This window comes from Lysinibacillus sphaericus, from assembly GCF_006864135.1.
In the GTDB taxonomy this organism is placed as follows: Bacteria; Bacillota; Bacilli; order Bacillales_A; family Planococcaceae; genus Lysinibacillus.
On the sequence record NZ_SADV01000005.1, the window covers coordinates 135,614 to 152,833 of the forward strand.

A 17,220-nucleotide genomic window follows, 5' to 3' on the forward strand; every position below is an offset into this window, starting at 1 on the left:
TTTTATAGGTGATGCCACGGAATCATTTTTTTATTTAGCATATTTCACTTTAAACCTAAAGATCAATACTATATAAATCCAATCATAAATAAAGATTGCAAGCGAAATAATTGTAATCAAAGGTGTTCTAAAATACAAATAAAAACAAACTGCCGCAAACACAGTACCGATCATTTTACAAACAGCTATGCCCATCGATTGTCCACTTAAGTTCCCTCTTTGTATGAATAAAGCGATAAAAAGCCCTGACATCATCAGATTTTGGAAAAATGCTGCATATATGCCTGCCATATCTTTGAATTCATGCATCATCGCTAATATCGTGATAAAGCTTACTACGAGTGTTATAAAAAAAGATGAATAAAATACCTTTCTCGGAATAATTTTTTTATACTCCTTATAACCATAAAGTAAAAATTGCGTCATAATGAAAATATCCAAAAGAAACCACAGAAAAGTAAGGATCCTTTGCAAGTCATTTAGTGGATACATAAATGAAAAAATAAATTCCCATGAAATATTGGCACAAATTGCGGCCATGGGCATCCCATATCTTTTATCCTGTATACCTTGTTTGATGATTAATATATATGTAATAATCCAAAATAGCCACATGCCTAATTGGAAGATCAGTATGAATTTTTCTTGCGTCATATCTACAAACTCCTTCCTTCTAATTATCATTCTTCGATACTATATGTGAAGAAATCTATTGTTTATGTCATAGGAATTGTAGAAAATACTTAAGGCTTAAATAATCTTAAGAGTAAGCGCCTATACATTCATTAACCAATCATATATAGTAAGACGAGGTGATAATATGAAAACTAAAATTTATTATGATAACGACCAATTTATTGCAGGCACTACCTTAAAGGATGACATCGAGCTGGAACATAACAATATGGCGCTCCATACATGTGTGAATGAAGCAGATGTGCTAGAAAATCGAAAACAATTAGCAGCTACTTTAGATTGTGACTTAAATAATTTTATTTGCACGCAACAAACACATAGTGCTAATTTCCATAAAGTGACGATTTCTGATAAAGGACGAGGCGCAGGGCAAATGGACACTGCCATTAGTAATACCGATGCACTTTATACATTAGAGCCGAATTTACTTTTATGTAGTTTTACAGCGGATTGCGTACCTGTTATTTTTTATAATAAAGTTAATGGCCTTATTGGCGTAGTGCATTCAGGCTGGCAAGGCACCGTCAAGGAAGTCACATCAAAGCTTTTCCAACATTTGATAGAGCATGAGCAATGTCATCCACAACATTTTCACGTACAGATCGGTATGGCACTTAGTCAGCAGAAATTTGAAGTGGATGCAGATGTTTATGAAAAATTCCACAACCTACGCTATGCTGATGACTTTATGTACTACAATGCACAAACAAATAAATATCATATCGATAATCAGCAAACTGTCAAAAAACAATGTGAGCTTGCAGGTATTCCTACTGAGCAGATTTTGATTGATACAACATGCACATTCCTTAGCCCAGATGGTTTTTCCTACCGTCAAGATAAACAGACTGGCAGACATTTAAGCTTCATTATGCGTAAAGAGCAATAGTTAAAAGGGACACTCCAATTATTTATTAATGGATTGTCCCTTTTGCAGTAGTGAAAAACAAAATGCTCAAGAAAAGTCGTTTCATTTTATCACTGAAAATTAGAGTGATATGCAAAGCGAAGCGGCAGCACAAAAGCAAAAAGGATGTATCTCATAGTAGAAATACACCCTTTTAACATTTCATTTATTTATTAACTGGACGTTCTTTGCCAATTCTAAAAACATAATAGCTAATGATAACAAGAGCTAAAAAAATAATTCCTACGATAAGAGAAACTCTAGTATCCTCATTAAACCACATACCGATTAGCACCATTACTAAAAACGCAATCGTTATATAGTTTGTAAATGGTGCAAATGGCGTTTTGAATGGGTGCTTTGACAGTTGTTCACCTTTTATTTTTCTAAATCGTATTTGACTTATTAAAATAACAAACCAAGGAATCATCCCCGGTAATACACTTGCACTGTATACATATACAAATAAGTTCTTTGGCGCTATATAGCTCAGAATAACACCGATGACCAAACCAACTAGCACGCCTACTGTGCCGAAAATAGGAACACCATTACTAGAAAGCTTCGCAAAAAATTTAGGTGCCTGTCCATTCATAGCAAGCGTATACAACATACGTCCCGCACTATAAATGCCACTATTACAGCCTGACATTGCCGCTGTAATGACAACAAAATTAATAATTCCTGCCGCAGCGGTAATTCCAACCTTTGCAAATGTTGCAACAAACGGGCTACCAATCGTACCTAATTCATCCCACGGATAAACTGTTACAATGACAAAGATTGCACCGATATAAAATATTAAGATACGCCAAATAATACTTTGAATTGCATTCGTAATCGTTTTTTGAGGATTTTTCGCTTCTCCTGCTGTAATCCCAATGAGCTCCACGCCCTGATAAGCTGCAACTACTAATGATAACGCAAAGAAGAAGCCTGTCCAGCCGCCTGTAAAGAAACCTCCGTGATTCCAAAGGTTCGATAATCCAAGTGCCACACCGTCGTTACCAATCCCAAAGAAAATAAGACCAAAGCCTGCAACAATCATTAAAACAATCGTCACAATTTTAATCATGGCAAACCAAAACTCAAATTCTCCAAATGTTTTAACAGAAATAAAGTTGGCTACACCTAAAATCACCATTGCAATTAAACCTGGAATCCATGCTGGTAAATCAGGATACCAATATTGCATATACGTTCCTACTGCTATAATCTCTGACATCCCAACAATAACCCACTGAAACCAGTTACTCCACGCCGTTAAATAACCGGCTAATGGGTGTATATATTTATAGCCAAACGTTGCAAAGGAACCAGTACTTGGCTCCATATAAAGCATTTCTCCCATTGCTCTCATAATGAAAAAAATAAAAATACCCGCTATACCATATGCAAGGAGCACAGAAGGCCCTGTCCATTGAATGGCGTTAGCAGACCCCATAAACAAGCCCACGCCAATAGTTCCTCCAAGAGCAATCATTTGGATATGACGTGCATCTAATCCCCTTTTTAATTCTTTATTTGCCACTAAATTACGCCTCTTTCTAAAGTTCTTTCTACGATGAATTATCTTATAATAATAATCAATTCTATTGAAAAACACAATTGTATTTTTAGGAAAAACATGATTATAGCAATATTAAAACAAGGATTCTAAGCATTTTGGCGTTCTATCCATCACTTTGACGGTTCTTTCGGATGACTTAGGCTGTTCTTTCCTTCGCTTCGGCGGTTCTTTCCGTCGCTTTGACTGTTCTATCCACGACTTCGGCTGTTCTTTCCACGATTTTGGCGGTTCTATCCACGACTTCGGCTGTTCTATCCACGATTTTGACGGTTCTATCCACGACTTGGACGGTTCTATCCACGATTTTGGCGGTTCTATCCACGATTTTGGCGGTTCTATCCACCACTTTGAGAAACATTTTCAACTTGTTTTAGCCATAAACCAACCAACTTTGAGTAAAAACATATTTTATTACGTAAAAAACTCTATTCCATCATGAAAGGCGTGAATGGAATAGAGTTTTTTTTGTTATTGCAATAACGTCTGTTCTTGGAGCTTTGCTGAGAAGTATTTACGTGCATCTGCTGTTAGAATTTGCATCAGAATAACTTCTTCTTGACGGGCAAATTCTACAAACATTCCACTTAGATTTTCATAAACATATTTGATTTTAAAGCCACTATCTAAATACTGATCTACTTTTTTTATTTCTTCTGTGCTTTGTTGATGTTCTGACATGCAATCACCTCACCTTTTGTGAATATCTTTGGTGGTTAATTTTTATTCAGCACCTTTGATTTCTAACAGCGGATCTGGTTGTTCAACGACATCATTCTCATCTGGAACAACAGTTGGAGCAGGCGTTTGCTGCTGTCCAAATAGTTCATCCAAATTGTGACCGACTGTAATCCCTAAATATTTTGCATCACTTGGATCTTCTAGCTCAGCTTGAGGGTATTTTTTGAACCACCAATACTTCGCTAATACATAATATACAAGTGCCCCTACAAAGAACCCTACTAATGAAGAATAAGTGGAGAATATATTTGCCACTGCACCACCGATAATCCAAGCGATTAAACCAGCTAAGTTAAAGCCCCTCAAATATTTAAACTGACCCTCTAAGTCATAAAGTGCTTTTACATGCACACGACGTTTACGGATTAAATAATAATCGGCAAATAAAATACCAACGATCGCTGTTAAAATTCCCCCGATAATTAAAAGTGCATGGACTAACACATCAAATAAACTCCATGGTTGTGCTAGAATACCAATGATTCCTGCAATAACAACCCCAACCCAAAACGGCACTTTTGGCCCACCGATATTCGAGAAAATTGTTGCAGCCGGGATAACATTTGCAGAGGTGTTAGTCGACCATTGTGCTAATACAATCATTAACAATAAAATTCCTAAAATAAAGCCACTTGCACTTTGCTGTAGTGCATTGATCGGATCAGCAGAGGCAACAGCCATATAGCACACAGCACCAATTGCCACTATGAAAGTATTTGTAATCGGCATGACGATTAATGAGCCGACCAGCTGTGTTTTATTGCGTTTGAACCAGCTGCGTTCATTTTTTGGTGCTTTAAAGAAGCGTGAAAGTGAAGGCATATCGGCTGCTAGCGTCGACCAAAATCCCATATTCGCCATAATCACTACCATAAATGCAGTGAAGGCTGAGAATCCTGTTGTTGGCGCTTCCACCCACGTCCAAATATTTTTCCCTTGAGCTACTGCATTATCTGCCAATGTATAATACATCCAGCAGGAAATTAAAATGATAACTGGTGCTGCTAAATCTGCAAAGCGTTCAATAGATTTAATTCCTAGTGATGTATTAAATAACTGAAGTGCTGCAAAGACAATGAAACAGACAAACCAATTATCAACACTAAAAAGTAAATTTAAAATGCCGTTTATCGCTAATGCTCCAAAATAAGTATTCAGACCGAACCAACTGGCGGCCGTTACACCCCTTACAAGTGACGGAATATGTGTGCCAAATGTACCGAACGGAGCACGCATATATACTGGGAATGATAAGCCATGTTCAATGCCTATATCTCCAATTAACGTCATAAATACACCAATTAGACAAGAGCCAATCAACGTTGCTAAAATTACCATTGGCAATGGTAAGCTTATGATTGCCGTTCCACCGATTGCAAAAGCCGCTAATACAATTGCCATCCCTATCCAAATTACGGCAAAACCAAATGTTCCAATATTTCTTTGTTGATGTGTCACTGGAAGTAAATCTGGGGATTTTAAATAATTCCCATCACGTTCCATATAATCTCTCCTTTTTTATCAAATTTCCGTGACAACTTACATGAGGTTATTCCTTCCTTCAACGAAATTGCTGAAGGAAGGTGGAATTTCAGTTTATCTTCCTTCGACAAAATACTCCCACCTTAGAAGGTAGTGAGACGAATGAAGATTAAGCCCACAACGCAATTAAGCCATGGCGAAATTGATTTTAGACTTTTTACTTAGATAGACTGCTAATTAAAGATTGACGTTCATTCCAAGTCATTGATGGAACTGTAGATTTGCGTTCAACCATTGTGATGGCATCATCTACAGGACAAACGATTGAGCATAAATTACAGCCTACGCAATCCTCCTCCCGTACTTTCAGCATTGGGCGGCCATCTTCTGAATATAAGTCGATACATTGATGCGATGTATCCTCACATGCAATATGGCACTTGTTACAGTTAATGCAAACATCATTATTAATTTCCGCCACGATTTTATAATTTAAATCCAAGTCACCCCAATTAGAATATCTGGAAACTGAGCGACCTACTAAATCCATAACAGAGGCCATGCCTTTATCGTCTAAATAGTTATTGAGTCCATCGACCATATCCTCAACAATACTAAAGCCATGATGCATAGCCGCTGTACAAACTTGCACGCCCGTAGCGCCCATTAATATAAACTCGGCAACATCTTGCCAGTTGGAAATACCACCAATGCCTGAAATAGGAACATTAATTAATGGATTACGAGCACAATCTGCTACCATATTGAGTGCAATTGGTTTAACTGCAGGACCACAATAGCCACCATGTGCACCCTTTCCTGCTACATGAGGCACTGTATTCCATGTATCTAAGTCGACACCGGCTAAGCTGTTAATTGTATTAATCATACTAATAGCATCTGCTCCACCTCTTGTGGCCGCTTCTGCCGTTACCGTAATATCGGTAATGTTCGGTGTTAATTTCACAATTACTGGAGTTTTCGCTGTCTCTTTCACCCAGTACGTTTGCTTTTCCACTAATTCAGGTACTTGACCAGAGGCAGACCCCATTCCTCGTTCTGCCATCCCATGTGGACAGCCAAAGTTAAGCTCAAGACCATCAACACCCACATCTTCTACTCGTTTAACAATCTCATGCCATTTTTCTTGCTTTGGCTCCACCATTAAGGACGCGATAATTGCGTGATGTGGAAACCTTTTTTTCGTCTCATAAATTTCTTGTAAATTCACCTCTAACGGACGATCCGTAATCAGTTCAATATTATTGAAGCCAGCTACTCTTTGTCCGTTAAAGCTAACAGCTGCAAAGCGTGAAGAAACATTTAAAATCGGATCCCCCAATGTCTTCCATACAGCACCACCCCACCCCGCTTCAAATGCACGTTGTACTTGATAGCCTGAATTCGTTGGCGGTGCCGACGCAAGCCAAAATGGATTCGGCGATTTGATGCCCGCTAAGTCAATACGTAAGTCTGCCATAGTTGTTCCTCCTTTATGCAATCTCACTTGGTTTCATCAATTATGCCTCGGCACAATTGCGTCTAGAATCGGCTTTGTGCTTAGGCCAACAGATGTTTTTTGCGCGAAAGCGTAGTGCTAACGCAGCTCAGCAGCAAGAAGTTGGTCACTCAGTCGTTGCCACAGCACGTGGCGTTCTTAGACTGAGTTCCTCTATTTCAGCGGATGTTTGGACAACTGCTGAAAAGTAACTTTAACTTGCATTCACCTCACCACCTATTGAGATGGGAGCTTCTGCAACTCATCTGTACCTGTCGCTACGCTTTCGGTACAATAGACACTTTGCTGAAAGAAGTTAAACGTTCATGGATCTTTTTTGCTGCGTTTTTACCTTGCTGTACAGCGGTTACAACCATCGCCTCGCCCTGGCCATTTCCGAAAACGACATCTCCACACGCAAATACTTTGTCATTCGAAGTTTGCATTGTCGTTTCATCAATATCGACAACACCATTTGTATGCTGTAAGCCAAAAGCTTCAATCAATGACACGAAACGGGTTTGCCCAATTGCCTTAATAACTGCATCCACTTCAATAATAAAATTGGACCCCTTAATCTCCTCAGGTCTTTGACGACCATCAGCACCCGCTTCACCGAGCCTCATTTTTACACATTCAATGCCTACGACCTCGCCTGACTCATTACCAATAATTTTTTTCGGTGCTGTTAACCACTTAAACTCCACATTATCCTGCTTGGCAAATTCATATTCAAATTTGTACGCCGTCATTTCCTTTTGTGTTCTTCTATAAAGAATTTGAACATTGTCAGCACCTAAGCGCACTGCACATGTAGCACCGTCAATCGCGGTATTTCCCGCACCAATGACAGCCACCCGCTTCCCAACAATATCTTTTGTAAGCGGTCCCATTTTTGTTTTTCTGACAAACTCTATCGCATCATGTACACCGTCTAAATCTTCTCCTTCAATGCCCAGATTCGGCACAGCTCCCATACCCACTGCTAAAATAACACTGTCATATTGCTCCAAAATTTCTTCAGCAGAAATCTCTACACCGACAGTTGTGTTCGTTTTGATTTCCACACCAAGCTTTTCGATTTGTTCAATTTCCCAATCAACGACTTCATTTGGTAAACGGAACGACACTATACCAAAGTTCCCTAAGCCACCAGCTTTCGCTTCAGCTTCATAAATAGTGACCTGATAACCAATTCGGCTGAGTTCACGCGCAGCCGATAAACCAGCAGGACCTGCACCAATAATCGCTACCTTCTGTCCATTGCTTTGCCCTTGCTTAAATAGCTGAACACTCGTTGACATTGCCCAATCTGTTGCATAGCGCTGCAGCTCCCCGATTTTAATTGGCTTTGTTGAGGAATTTAACACACACGCCCCTTCACATAGTTCCTCCGTTGGACAAACCCTTGCACAACTTGCACCAATTGGATTTGCTTCTAATATAGTCGTAGCAGAGCCCTTCAAATTACCAGAAGCAATTTTTTTTATGAAATTTGGAATTTGAATACTCGTTGGACAAGCTTTAATACATGGTGCATCGTAGCAATATAGACAACGATTGGATTCCTCTATTGCTTCATTCTTTGTCATCCTGCTAGTCAATTCCATAAAATTACGTGTTAACAGTTGGGACATTGTATTTTCTTGATTCGGAGCCATTTCCACATCTCCCTCATGTGTTCATTTTTTCCTTTTTATTACCCTTTGGCGTAGTTTTCGCTGCTAGAACCATTGAAAAAGAGCACCACCTAGAGAGATAGATAGTCTTCTGCAGCTAATGAAGATATTACGAGACCGATTGCTCTGTTCTCCATCCAAAGCAATCGGTCATAAAGTGAAACTTTAACCAGTGGGGTTTTTATTCATCCCCACTGATTATTAGTTGAACGAATCGGGCTTTTAAGGGCAGTCCTACCTTCTTTGCTGTTGCAAATATCTTGTGGCAGGATAATGCTAAATGTTTAGTGCTTCCGCAGCCGTTGTTTTTAATGCACGTTTTATATATTGCCCGCTACCTAGTACACCAACAAATTCTTTATTTTTAATGACATATTCGCCACGTACTAGTACGCTTATTGGTTCACCCGTTACTTCCCATCCCTCATATGGGTTATAATCTACGTTCATATGATGTGTTTTCGCAGAAATTTCTCGTTTTATCTCTGGATCAAAAATAACGATATCGGCATCAGAACCGATTGCAATCGTCCCTTTTTGTGGGAATAAACCAAATATTTTTGCTGCACTTGTGGAAATCATATCGACAAACTCATTGATAGAAATTTTTCCTTTTGCCACACCTTCTGAATATAAAATACTAAAGCGATCTTCAATAAAAGGCCCACCATTAGGAATTTTAGAAAAATCATTTATTCCTAACTGCTTTTTACCCTTAAAACTAAATGAACATTGGTCAGAGCCAATTGTTTGTAGTTGTTTTGCTTTTAGAGCATTCCATAAATGATCCTGATGGTATTTCGGTCGAAGTGGTGGGGACCAAACATATTTTGCACCCTCAAAACCTGGTTGTGCTAAAGCAGATTGATCCAAAGTTAAATATGGTGGACATGTTTCACCATAAACGTCATAGCCTTTTTCACGCGCAGCAATGATCTCATCTACTGCCTCTTTACAAGTTACGTGCACAACATAAAGGGTAGCGCCAGCAATATGGGCTAACTCAATCGCACGTTTTGTCGCTTCGCCTTCTAATTCAGCTGGACGAGTGAGCGCATGATAAATCGGCTCCTTATGACCTGCACGTCGCGCCTCTTCTACAAGCTCATCAATAACAGAACCATTTTCACAGTGCACCATAACAACAGCACCGAGGTTTTTCGCCATTTTAAAAGCTTTAAAAAGGGTGCGATCCGAGGCTTGAAATTCTTTCGCATAAGCCATAAATACCTTGACAGAAGTAATACCCTCTTGCTCTAAGATCTGCGGCAATTCGGCTTCTGTTTCAGTGGTTAAATCACCAATCATTAAGTGGAATCCATAGTCTATGGCTGATTTCCCCTTCGCCTTGTCATGCCACTTTTCAACTGCAGCTGAAAGTTTATCCTCGCCAGCCGTTAAGCAGAAATCCAAAATAGTAGTAGTCCCACCGAAAGCCGCTGCAATAGTACCAGATTTCCAATCATCATCAGTCACAGTATGGTTAAATGGCATATCTAAATGTGTGTGTGGATCAATTCCTCCTGGCATCACATATTTACCAGTAGCATCAATAACTTCTGCCCCAATGTCAGATAGATTTTTGCCAATTTGTACAATTTTTCCGTTTTCAATTAAAATATCTGCCTCAAAAACATCTGCAGCTGTCGCCACTCGTCCACCTTTAATAATTTTTTTCATTCTGCCCCTCACCCTTCGTAAAATAATGGAGAAAGCTCTATCATGACAATGTTAGGAAAATCTACTTTAATGTAACGTGTAAGATTCCCCCATACTGAACTTTGTTTGTAGCATTAACACTGTTTCTAGTAATACATCTGCTCCTTTCGCACAATCCTCAAATGTTGTTTCCTCTTCCTCGCAATGACTCTTACCATTAATACTTGGTACGAAAATCATCGCTGATGGAACAATGCTTGCCATGTATTGCGCATCATGTCCTGCCCCGCTAAACATTCGGTGAGCAGTATAACCAAAGCTCTGACAAGCCCTTTCCACTTCATTACAAATATGAGTATCAAAATAGACTGTATCTCTACCCCATAGCTTAACTGGCTTAATGCTACAGCCCATATCCTCTGTAGGAAGATTATTCAGTATGGCCTCTACCTTTTGCATGACCTCTGGTTTTTGATGACGTGAATCTATCGTAAATGTCACATTGTTCGGTATCACGGTATGAATATTTGGTGAAACATTCATTCGTCCAAATGTAAACACTAACTGTTCATCGATTTTTCCGAGCTCTTCATGTAAATACGAAATGATTTTTGAAGTTACGATCATCGGATCTTGACGCATTGTCATCGGTGTCGTTCCAGCATGATTGGACTGCCCTGTAACCGTAATCTCATAGCACACCATACCTAATACACCTTCAACAACGCCAATTTCCAACTGCTTTGCCTCTAGAACAGGTCCTTGTTCGATATGCAATTCAATATAAGCAAGTGCTTCCTTTAAGCGATTTTCTTGATCTCCTTCATAGCCACTTGCTTGCAGTGCTTCTTTGAAACTAGTGCCGTTTTTGTCGATAGATTGCAGCATTTTTTCTTTATCAAATTTCGCTGAAATAACTCCAGAGCTCATCATGGCTGGATCAAAACGAGCACCTTCTTCATTCGTGAAATTCACAATCATTATCGGGATATCTAGCTCAATCTCGTTTTCTTTTAATGTTCTAATGGCCTCAATAGCCGTTAAAACGCCTAATACACCATCAAATTTCCCACCCTTTTCAACGGAATCTAAATGCGACCCCATAACAATTGGAGGAACATCCTTTTTCCCAGGTAAAATAGCATAAACATTACCCATATCATCGATTTTGATGTCCATCCCTAATTCATCACAACACTCACAAAAATAGTTTCTTGCTAATACATCCTCATTCGAAAGAGACAAACGAGTTACGCCACCATTTTCAGTAGCTCCAAATTGGCTAAATTGTGCAATTAACTCTTGCAATCGTCTACTATTACACTTATACATATGCAAGTCCTCTCTTTCACAGTAGTTATACACATTCTATAAAAGATAAAAATTATGAGATATAGATAGCAAACTAAAAAAATATGTGCATCTGCACATAATATATGGTAAGTTATGTTCATAATAAGGGGGGAGAAAATGGGGACAATTCGCAAAATTGTAGAGGGAGTTCAATTCCCAATGCTAACATTAGTAGCTGGACATAACGGAACGTATCGAAGAGTTACAGGGATTAACGTAGTAGAAAGCATCGATTTAATTATGTTTTGTAGACCTAATGAATTAGTCGTGACTACAGGTATTAATTTATCTTCTGATGGAGATTCCTTAGAGCAACTCGTAAAACTAGCTTTCACTAAAAAAGTAGCTGGTTTCATTTTTAATACTGGCCCATATATTCCAAATATACCAGAATCAGTCATCTCTTTTGCCAATGAACATGATTTCCCTATTTTTCATATGCCATGGAATTATCGAATAGCCGATCTATTAAAAACAACATTTCAATTTATCGCCAATCACCATCAAGAGCTTTCTATCGAAGAAAAGGTTCTTTATAACTTACTTTTTCACTACAAACAAAACGCCAACTATATTAAAGATCAATTAGCACTACTAGGTTTTCCACAAGGTAAGGAACTAGCCATTATTTCATGTACAACAAATGGTGCACAAGCTAATATTGACCGTTACGAGGTCATGATCCAATTTGCATTTCAAAATAGATATAAACGCTTCTTAAAACTTAAACATAAAAATCACCTCATCTTTTTAATCGACAGAGCACAAATCAATACACCAAATACTCCCTTCTCAAAAGTTGTTGAAGAAATTTACGACAAAATTACGCAAAAAAATGGTTACTTGGATATTATCATAGGTAAAGGAAATTATCATAAAGAGCTTGAAAATGTCCGCAAAAGCTATAATGAGTCATTAACAGTTATCCAATTAGCAAAGCTTCATAACAATCGCTTCCTATATAAATATAAAGAAATTGGTGCCTACAAAATTATCATGGCCGTGCAAAATCAAACATTAATCAAATCATATAGCCAAGACATTTTAGGTCAGCTTTATCGCTATGATGAATTGCATAACTCAGATTATGTACAATTTCTACGCATTTATCTCGATGAAAATGGAAGTACCCGTAGGATTAGTGAGCGTCTATTTATTCATCGCAACACAGTACTTTATAAAATAAAAAAAGTAGAAACGCTATTAGATATGGACTTAAGCAACCCATTTACAAAAACAAATCTCTATATTGCATTTTTGATTGAGGATGTGTTGACGCACCAATAAATTTTATCACCATAAGATTTCCGTTCTAAACTCCCAAAATCTAGTTTGTTGGTGTCCATATACTATTTCTAAGTGATTGCGGCTAATGAAGGGCTTCTAGAACCGCTTCGTCATCACGGTGCCAATCCCTTATATCTTTGCGGATTTTTATCTTAGCTATAACGAAAAAACTGACGCACCAAATGGTCATCAGTTTTTTTTGAGGAATAAACTCGAGGTTATTTTTTGTTTTTATTTTTATTTTTACTATGTGAATCTTTTTTTTCTTCTTTTAGCACATTAGTTGTTTTTAAAGCAGTAAAATCTGCTTCATCACCAAACTCCATACCATAGTTTGGATTTCTGTCTATGCGAGTATGATGGTCATGGTCATGATTTAAATCAGGAACAAGATCTTCGTCCTCATCAAATCGCATAATAAGAACAGGTAAGGATATTAGTCCTGCTAATCCAACGAATGCATAAATCCATCGTGACAATACTGCTGTCTGTCCACCGAACAAATAGGCAACTAAATCAAATCTAAAGAATCCTATAAGTCCCCAGTTGATTGCGCCTATGATGACTAACACTAAAGCGATTCTATAAACTACGCTCACGTTTACACCTCCTTCACTTGTAAATACGAAGCCAGTAATATACCGGAAGTTCATTCTTCACATGTATAATAAGCGTCGATATTGCAAAAAAAAATGTCATAACAAGTGGTAAAATTACAAATACTTATTGTGTAAATTAACTCGCTCATTTGACGGTCTTATTTTTAGCAGTAACCGCTTATTTATACAAAGGCATTCCTGGCTAAGTTATATTACAAACAAAGGGAACGTTAAAAGTTGAAGACAATAAACCGCTTTTTAAAATGCTGCTTATTACTACATCTGAAAAATCCAACTCACCTTCTGCATTCTCCTTACTGGTTTACAGCCATCATATTATAAGGAAATATCCATTTACTTCGTCCTTATTCTTGTTCTTATGGTCTTTGAAAAAATCGAAGAAATCCTAACCAAATCATCTACCAATTGGCTATTTAAATAGAACAGCAATTTGTTGACCGCTGATCGGAAAAGCCACCAAGATTGTGATGAACTAAATATCTAAAATAGTACTTAACGCTAACTTATTTAGTTTCAAAATCAAAATAATTACCAAACATAAATATTACATATAATAAATGTGAATAGTCTATAAAAAATTTTCAATACCAATATTCTACAAAAAGAAAGGGAGTATTATGAAAAAACTGATAATCATTAGGATTTTAGCATTTTTAGCCGTATCACTAATCCTTTTTGCAGATGGTGTCCAAACAGCTGATTTTCTTTTTTGTCTTCTATTGTCACTATTCTTTATTGGTAATCCTTGGTACGAACTTTTTAAACATAAATTTAGGATTAGGAGAAATCTGTAAAAGGTACTTTATCTATGGGCAAACTAATAAAATTTTCACATCAAAAAAGCATGAGAAATCAACTTTTTACATTGATTTCTCACACTTTTTAAAGTTTTGACCAGAAAAGGGATTTCAACTATTTCTGCCAATTATTAAGTTCCTTTAACAACTCAGGTAGTTGTAATTTTTTAACATCAATCGGTGGTAACGCCTTGATAAATTCCTTACCATACGACTTTGTTGAAATGCGGCGGTCTAAAACGATAAAGGCTCCTTTATCCTGCGATGAACGGATTAAACGACCAAAGCCTTGTTTAAAACGCATAATGGCTTCTGGTAGTGATAGCTCATTGAAGGAATTGCGACCTTGTGCAGTAATATGCTTTGCGCGCGCCTTAAATACAGGCTCTTCTGGTGAGGAGAACGGCAGGCGTACAACAATAACCGATGCAAGTGCGTCACCCGGAACGTCTACACCTTCCCAGAAGCTGTTTGTACCAAAAAGAACGGCATGGCTAAATTTTTGGAATGATTTCAGGATTCGCATACGGCTACCACCCGTTACACCTTGTGCAAAGAGCATATAGTCATCAAGGAGTTCACTATCTTGAATAAGCTCCACTGTTTTTCGAAGCATGTCTTGTGCGGTAAATAGGACAAAACAACGTCCTTCCGTCATCCGTACTGTACGTGTAATCGCCTGGGCGACCGCTTCAATATATTCATCCTGTGACACATGTTGAATATCGGGCATATCTGTGACAATAAATGCCTTCGCTCCTGCATAATAAGATGGGGGCGCTTGTAGCTTTCTGACTGGCACACTATCAGAAATACCGAGTTGGCGCGTCACAAAACGCTCATTGCCTGGTACAGTCAAAGTACCAGAAGTCCATACTATGCTTGCCTGCTTACGAAGCGGTGCCAGTACTTTTTCAATGATTGGCGTGACATTCACAGGCTTTTTAAAGACTTGTAAGCTACCTGGAACGCTCCGTAAATCGAATTCTAACCACACTGAATTATCATCCTGTGACGCTAGGAAAATTTCCTCCCATTCAGCGATTTTCACTTTTAATTCACGGATCCAATAATGCCATTCCGATAATATATAGAGCTCATTTTTATCTAATTGCTCAATATTATTTTTAAAAGCCTGTCCTACTTCTGTTGCAAGATCAAGCCACTGCTGTGTAATCTTACTTACTTGTAAAAGAGGTTCTTTTGCTAGCGTTACATCCTCTAAAAACAAAGTACATTTACTACTAGCTTGTTTCCCTTTTATTTGTTGCTGCATTTTTTGAACAGCTCGCTGAATAGTGTCATCGAATGTCCGTTGTAGACGTATAAATTGTGCATCTAGTCGCTGCAAGCTTTGCATAGAAACACGTTGTTTTTTCTTAGCGGCCTGACTAAATTGCTGGAACAAAGCAGTTTCCTCCATCGTTCCTACTTGACCGAAAATATACTTCCACTGCGTATAGGAGAAGACAACTTCGTCCTGCTGCATGGCAGATTGTATAAATTGATGTGCTTCGTCAATGATCCATCCGTCAATTTGTGTAAAAATTGGTGTTTGACGGACTAAATCACTGAGTACCATAGAATGATTGGTTACAATACAATCAGCAAATTCACTATTTTTTAATGCTTGTTCATAGAAATCAAAACCCTTTGAAGGTTTTTCATCAGGCATTTTGCGGATTTTTTCTAAAAATAGTTGGCCACCACCAGATACATTGAGCTCACTTAACACACCTGTTTCTGTTTTAGTCAGCCAAACGAGAATTTGCAAAATCGTAAAGGTATCATCATAAGTTTCATCAGCATAAGCCATACATTGCTCAAAGCGTGCAACGTCAATATAGTGCTGCATGCCCTTAAGAACAGCAATATTTACTTTAGTGCCAACGATTTTTTCAATCTTCGGTAGCTCTTCTTCAACAAGCTGCTCCTGCAAATGTGACGTATATGTGCTAATCGCAATTTTTTTATCGACTGCTCGAGCATATAAAATCGCAGGAAGTAGATAGCCCGCTGTTTTACCAATGCCTGTTGAAGCCTCTATAACGCATTCCCTTTTGTCATTGAGCGCTTGCCAAATAGTGTCCATCATCTCAAATTGCGCCGGTCGTTGCTCAAAATTCGACATAGCCTTTGTCATTAATGCTGTTTTGTCAGCTGCTGATTGTGGATATGATACAATCTCCTCATGATTTGTATACTTTTTTCTTCCATCACAAATAGCCAAATTGCGATAGTAGGAGACATTCTCATTAGCAGTTACATGCTGTCGTTTAATTTGAAGAGCTTCAAAGAAAAGTTGGGATAAATTTGATTTCAATCTGAATGAACGTTTATGCATTTGTTCAAGAGTTAGCTGAGGGAGACCGAGTAACTCCTTCCAGCAATGTTTAAAAAGCTCAGCAGTTGCTCGGGCATCGTCATCTGCTCGGTGTGCATTTGTTAGCTCTATATTTAAATCTGCCGCTAAATCACCTAGCTTAAAGCTAAGTGACATTGGAAATAAAATTTTGGCAAGCTCAACCGTGTCCATCTTTTTACCTTGCCATTTCGGTAAACCTGCTCGCTTAAATTCTGCTTGTAAAAAGGATAAGTCAAAATCCGCATTATGCGCGACAAATACACAATCAGCAAGCAGTTCGTATATGTAGTCGGCATGTGCCTCAAACGGCAAGGCATCCTTTACATCCTCATCCGTAATATGCGTTAAATCCTGAATGAACGTTGGAATAGCTTTACCTGGATAAATAAACTTCGTAAAGGTACGCTCAATTTCCCAATCTCTCATAATAACAATTGCTATTTGAATCATTCGGTCCCCATTTGCCGGTGAATGACCAGTCGTCTCCAAATCAACAATTGCATACTTTTGACTTTCCACCATACATCTCAACTCACAGTTCACATTAGATAGATGAATTTTATCACATA

General features: G+C 38.2%; 13 protein-coding genes. 3 read left to right on the forward strand and 10 right to left on the reverse strand.

Annotation, left to right across the window (positions count from 1 at the left end):
- Window positions 1-30 precede the first annotated feature (30 nt).
- Entirely contained in the window at window positions 31-654 is a 624-nt protein-coding gene (locus C7Y47_RS08230; protein ID WP_142508332.1) for a hypothetical protein, read from the reverse strand.
- 166 nt (window positions 655-820) lie between these two features.
- Here C7Y47_RS08230 and pgeF point away from each other — a divergent pair, with 166 nt between their 5' ends.
- Window positions 821-1,585 carry a peptidoglycan editing factor PgeF gene (gene pgeF, locus C7Y47_RS08235; RefSeq protein WP_142508333.1) on the forward strand — a complete coding sequence of 255 codons (765 nt, stop codon included), beginning with the start codon at window positions 821-823 and terminating at the stop codon, window positions 1,583-1,585.
- Between the two features lie 184 nt (window positions 1,586-1,769).
- Here the strand turns inward: pgeF and C7Y47_RS08240 are convergent, their stop codons facing one another.
- The 4 genes from C7Y47_RS08240 to preA form a co-directional block, all read right to left on the reverse strand.
- Window positions 1,770-3,134 (reverse strand): amino acid permease, encoded by a 1,365-nt coding sequence (locus tag C7Y47_RS08240; RefSeq protein ID WP_142508334.1) that lies wholly within the window; start codon window positions 3,132-3,134, stop codon window positions 1,770-1,772.
- Between the two features lie 507 nt (window positions 3,135-3,641).
- Window positions 3,642-3,851: a hypothetical protein gene (locus C7Y47_RS08245; RefSeq protein ID WP_079559955.1), complete on the reverse strand. Its 210-nt coding sequence runs from the start codon at window positions 3,849-3,851 to the stop codon at window positions 3,642-3,644.
- 42 nt (window positions 3,852-3,893) lie between these two features.
- Window positions 3,894-5,414, reverse strand: coding sequence for an NCS1 family transporter (locus C7Y47_RS08250; protein WP_142508335.1), 1,521 nt, complete (start codon window positions 5,412-5,414; stop codon window positions 3,894-3,896).
- A gap of 196 nt (window positions 5,415-5,610) precedes the next feature.
- Window positions 5,611-6,873, reverse strand: a complete 1,263-nt coding sequence (gene preA / locus C7Y47_RS08255) for an NAD-dependent dihydropyrimidine dehydrogenase subunit PreA (protein WP_142508336.1) — start codon at window positions 6,871-6,873, stop codon at window positions 5,611-5,613.
- A 92-nt stretch (window positions 6,874-6,965) separates the two neighbouring features.
- Between preA and C7Y47_RS24885 the strand changes: the two genes are divergently transcribed.
- Window positions 6,966-7,103, forward strand: a complete 138-nt coding sequence (locus C7Y47_RS24885; RefSeq protein WP_185903438.1) for a hypothetical protein — start codon at window positions 6,966-6,968, stop codon at window positions 7,101-7,103.
- Window positions 7,104-7,169: 66 nt separating this feature from the next.
- Here the strand turns inward: C7Y47_RS24885 and C7Y47_RS08260 are convergent, their stop codons facing one another.
- From C7Y47_RS08260 to C7Y47_RS08270, 3 genes are all read right to left on the reverse strand, one after another.
- The gene (locus C7Y47_RS08260; protein WP_142508337.1) at window positions 7,170-8,552 is read right to left on the reverse strand and encodes an NAD(P)-dependent oxidoreductase; all 1,383 of its coding nucleotides are present in this window, start codon (window positions 8,550-8,552) and stop codon (window positions 7,170-7,172) included.
- 294 nt (window positions 8,553-8,846) lie between these two features.
- On the reverse strand, window positions 8,847-10,250 hold the full coding sequence (gene hydA / locus C7Y47_RS08265) for a dihydropyrimidinase (RefSeq protein WP_142508338.1): 1,404 nt from the start codon (window positions 10,248-10,250) through the stop codon (window positions 8,847-8,849).
- Between the two features lie 66 nt (window positions 10,251-10,316).
- Window positions 10,317-11,561 (reverse strand): Zn-dependent hydrolase, encoded by a 1,245-nt coding sequence (locus C7Y47_RS08270; protein WP_142508339.1) that lies wholly within the window; start codon window positions 11,559-11,561, stop codon window positions 10,317-10,319.
- Between the two features lie 138 nt (window positions 11,562-11,699).
- Between C7Y47_RS08270 and C7Y47_RS08275 the strand changes: the two genes are divergently transcribed.
- Window positions 11,700-12,869 (forward strand): PucR family transcriptional regulator, encoded by a 1,170-nt coding sequence (locus tag C7Y47_RS08275; RefSeq protein ID WP_142508340.1) that lies wholly within the window; start codon window positions 11,700-11,702, stop codon window positions 12,867-12,869.
- 218 nt (window positions 12,870-13,087) lie between these two features.
- On the opposite strand, the gene C7Y47_RS08280 is transcribed toward C7Y47_RS08275, so the two are convergent.
- Together C7Y47_RS08280 and dinG are read right to left on the reverse strand one after the other, a co-directional pair.
- Complete coding sequence (locus tag C7Y47_RS08280; protein ID WP_142508341.1) at window positions 13,088-13,468, reverse strand: DUF378 domain-containing protein; 381 nt, start codon at window positions 13,466-13,468, stop codon at window positions 13,088-13,090.
- Between the two features lie 933 nt (window positions 13,469-14,401).
- The gene (dinG, locus tag C7Y47_RS08285) at window positions 14,402-17,173 is read right to left on the reverse strand and encodes an ATP-dependent DNA helicase DinG (protein WP_142508477.1); all 2,772 of its coding nucleotides are present in this window, start codon (window positions 17,171-17,173) and stop codon (window positions 14,402-14,404) included.
- Window positions 17,174-17,220: the final 47 nt, after the last annotated feature.

Bases quoted from the DNA above. Each gene is read 5' to 3' on its own strand.
- C7Y47_RS08275 (WP_142508340.1), top strand. From the start codon at position 11,700: ATGGGGACAATTCGCAAAATTGTAGAGGGAGTTCAATTCCCAATGCTA.
- C7Y47_RS08250 (WP_142508335.1), bottom strand. From the start codon at position 5,414: ATGGAACGTGATGGGAATTATTTAAAATCCCCAGATTTACTTCCAGTG.
- C7Y47_RS08270 (WP_142508339.1), bottom strand. From the start codon at position 11,561: ATGTATAAGTGTAATAGTAGACGATTGCAAGAGTTAATTGCACAATTT.
- C7Y47_RS08230 (WP_142508332.1), bottom strand. From the start codon at position 654: ATGACGCAAGAAAAATTCATACTGATCTTCCAATTAGGCATGTGGCTA.
- hydA (WP_142508338.1), bottom strand. From the start codon at position 10,250: ATGAAAAAAATTATTAAAGGTGGACGAGTGGCGACAGCTGCAGATGTT.
- C7Y47_RS08260 (WP_142508337.1), bottom strand. From the start codon at position 8,552: ATGGCTCCGAATCAAGAAAATACAATGTCCCAACTGTTAACACGTAAT.
- C7Y47_RS08245 (WP_079559955.1), bottom strand. From the start codon at position 3,851: ATGTCAGAACATCAACAAAGCACAGAAGAAATAAAAAAAGTAGATCAG.
- pgeF (WP_142508333.1), top strand. From the start codon at position 821: ATGAAAACTAAAATTTATTATGATAACGACCAATTTATTGCAGGCACT.
- C7Y47_RS24885 (WP_185903438.1), top strand. From the start codon at position 6,966: ATGTTTTTTGCGCGAAAGCGTAGTGCTAACGCAGCTCAGCAGCAAGAA.
- dinG (WP_142508477.1), bottom strand. From the start codon at position 17,173: ATGGTGGAAAGTCAAAAGTATGCAATTGTTGATTTGGAGACGACTGGT.
- preA (WP_142508336.1), bottom strand. From the start codon at position 6,873: ATGGCAGACTTACGTATTGACTTAGCGGGCATCAAATCGCCGAATCCA.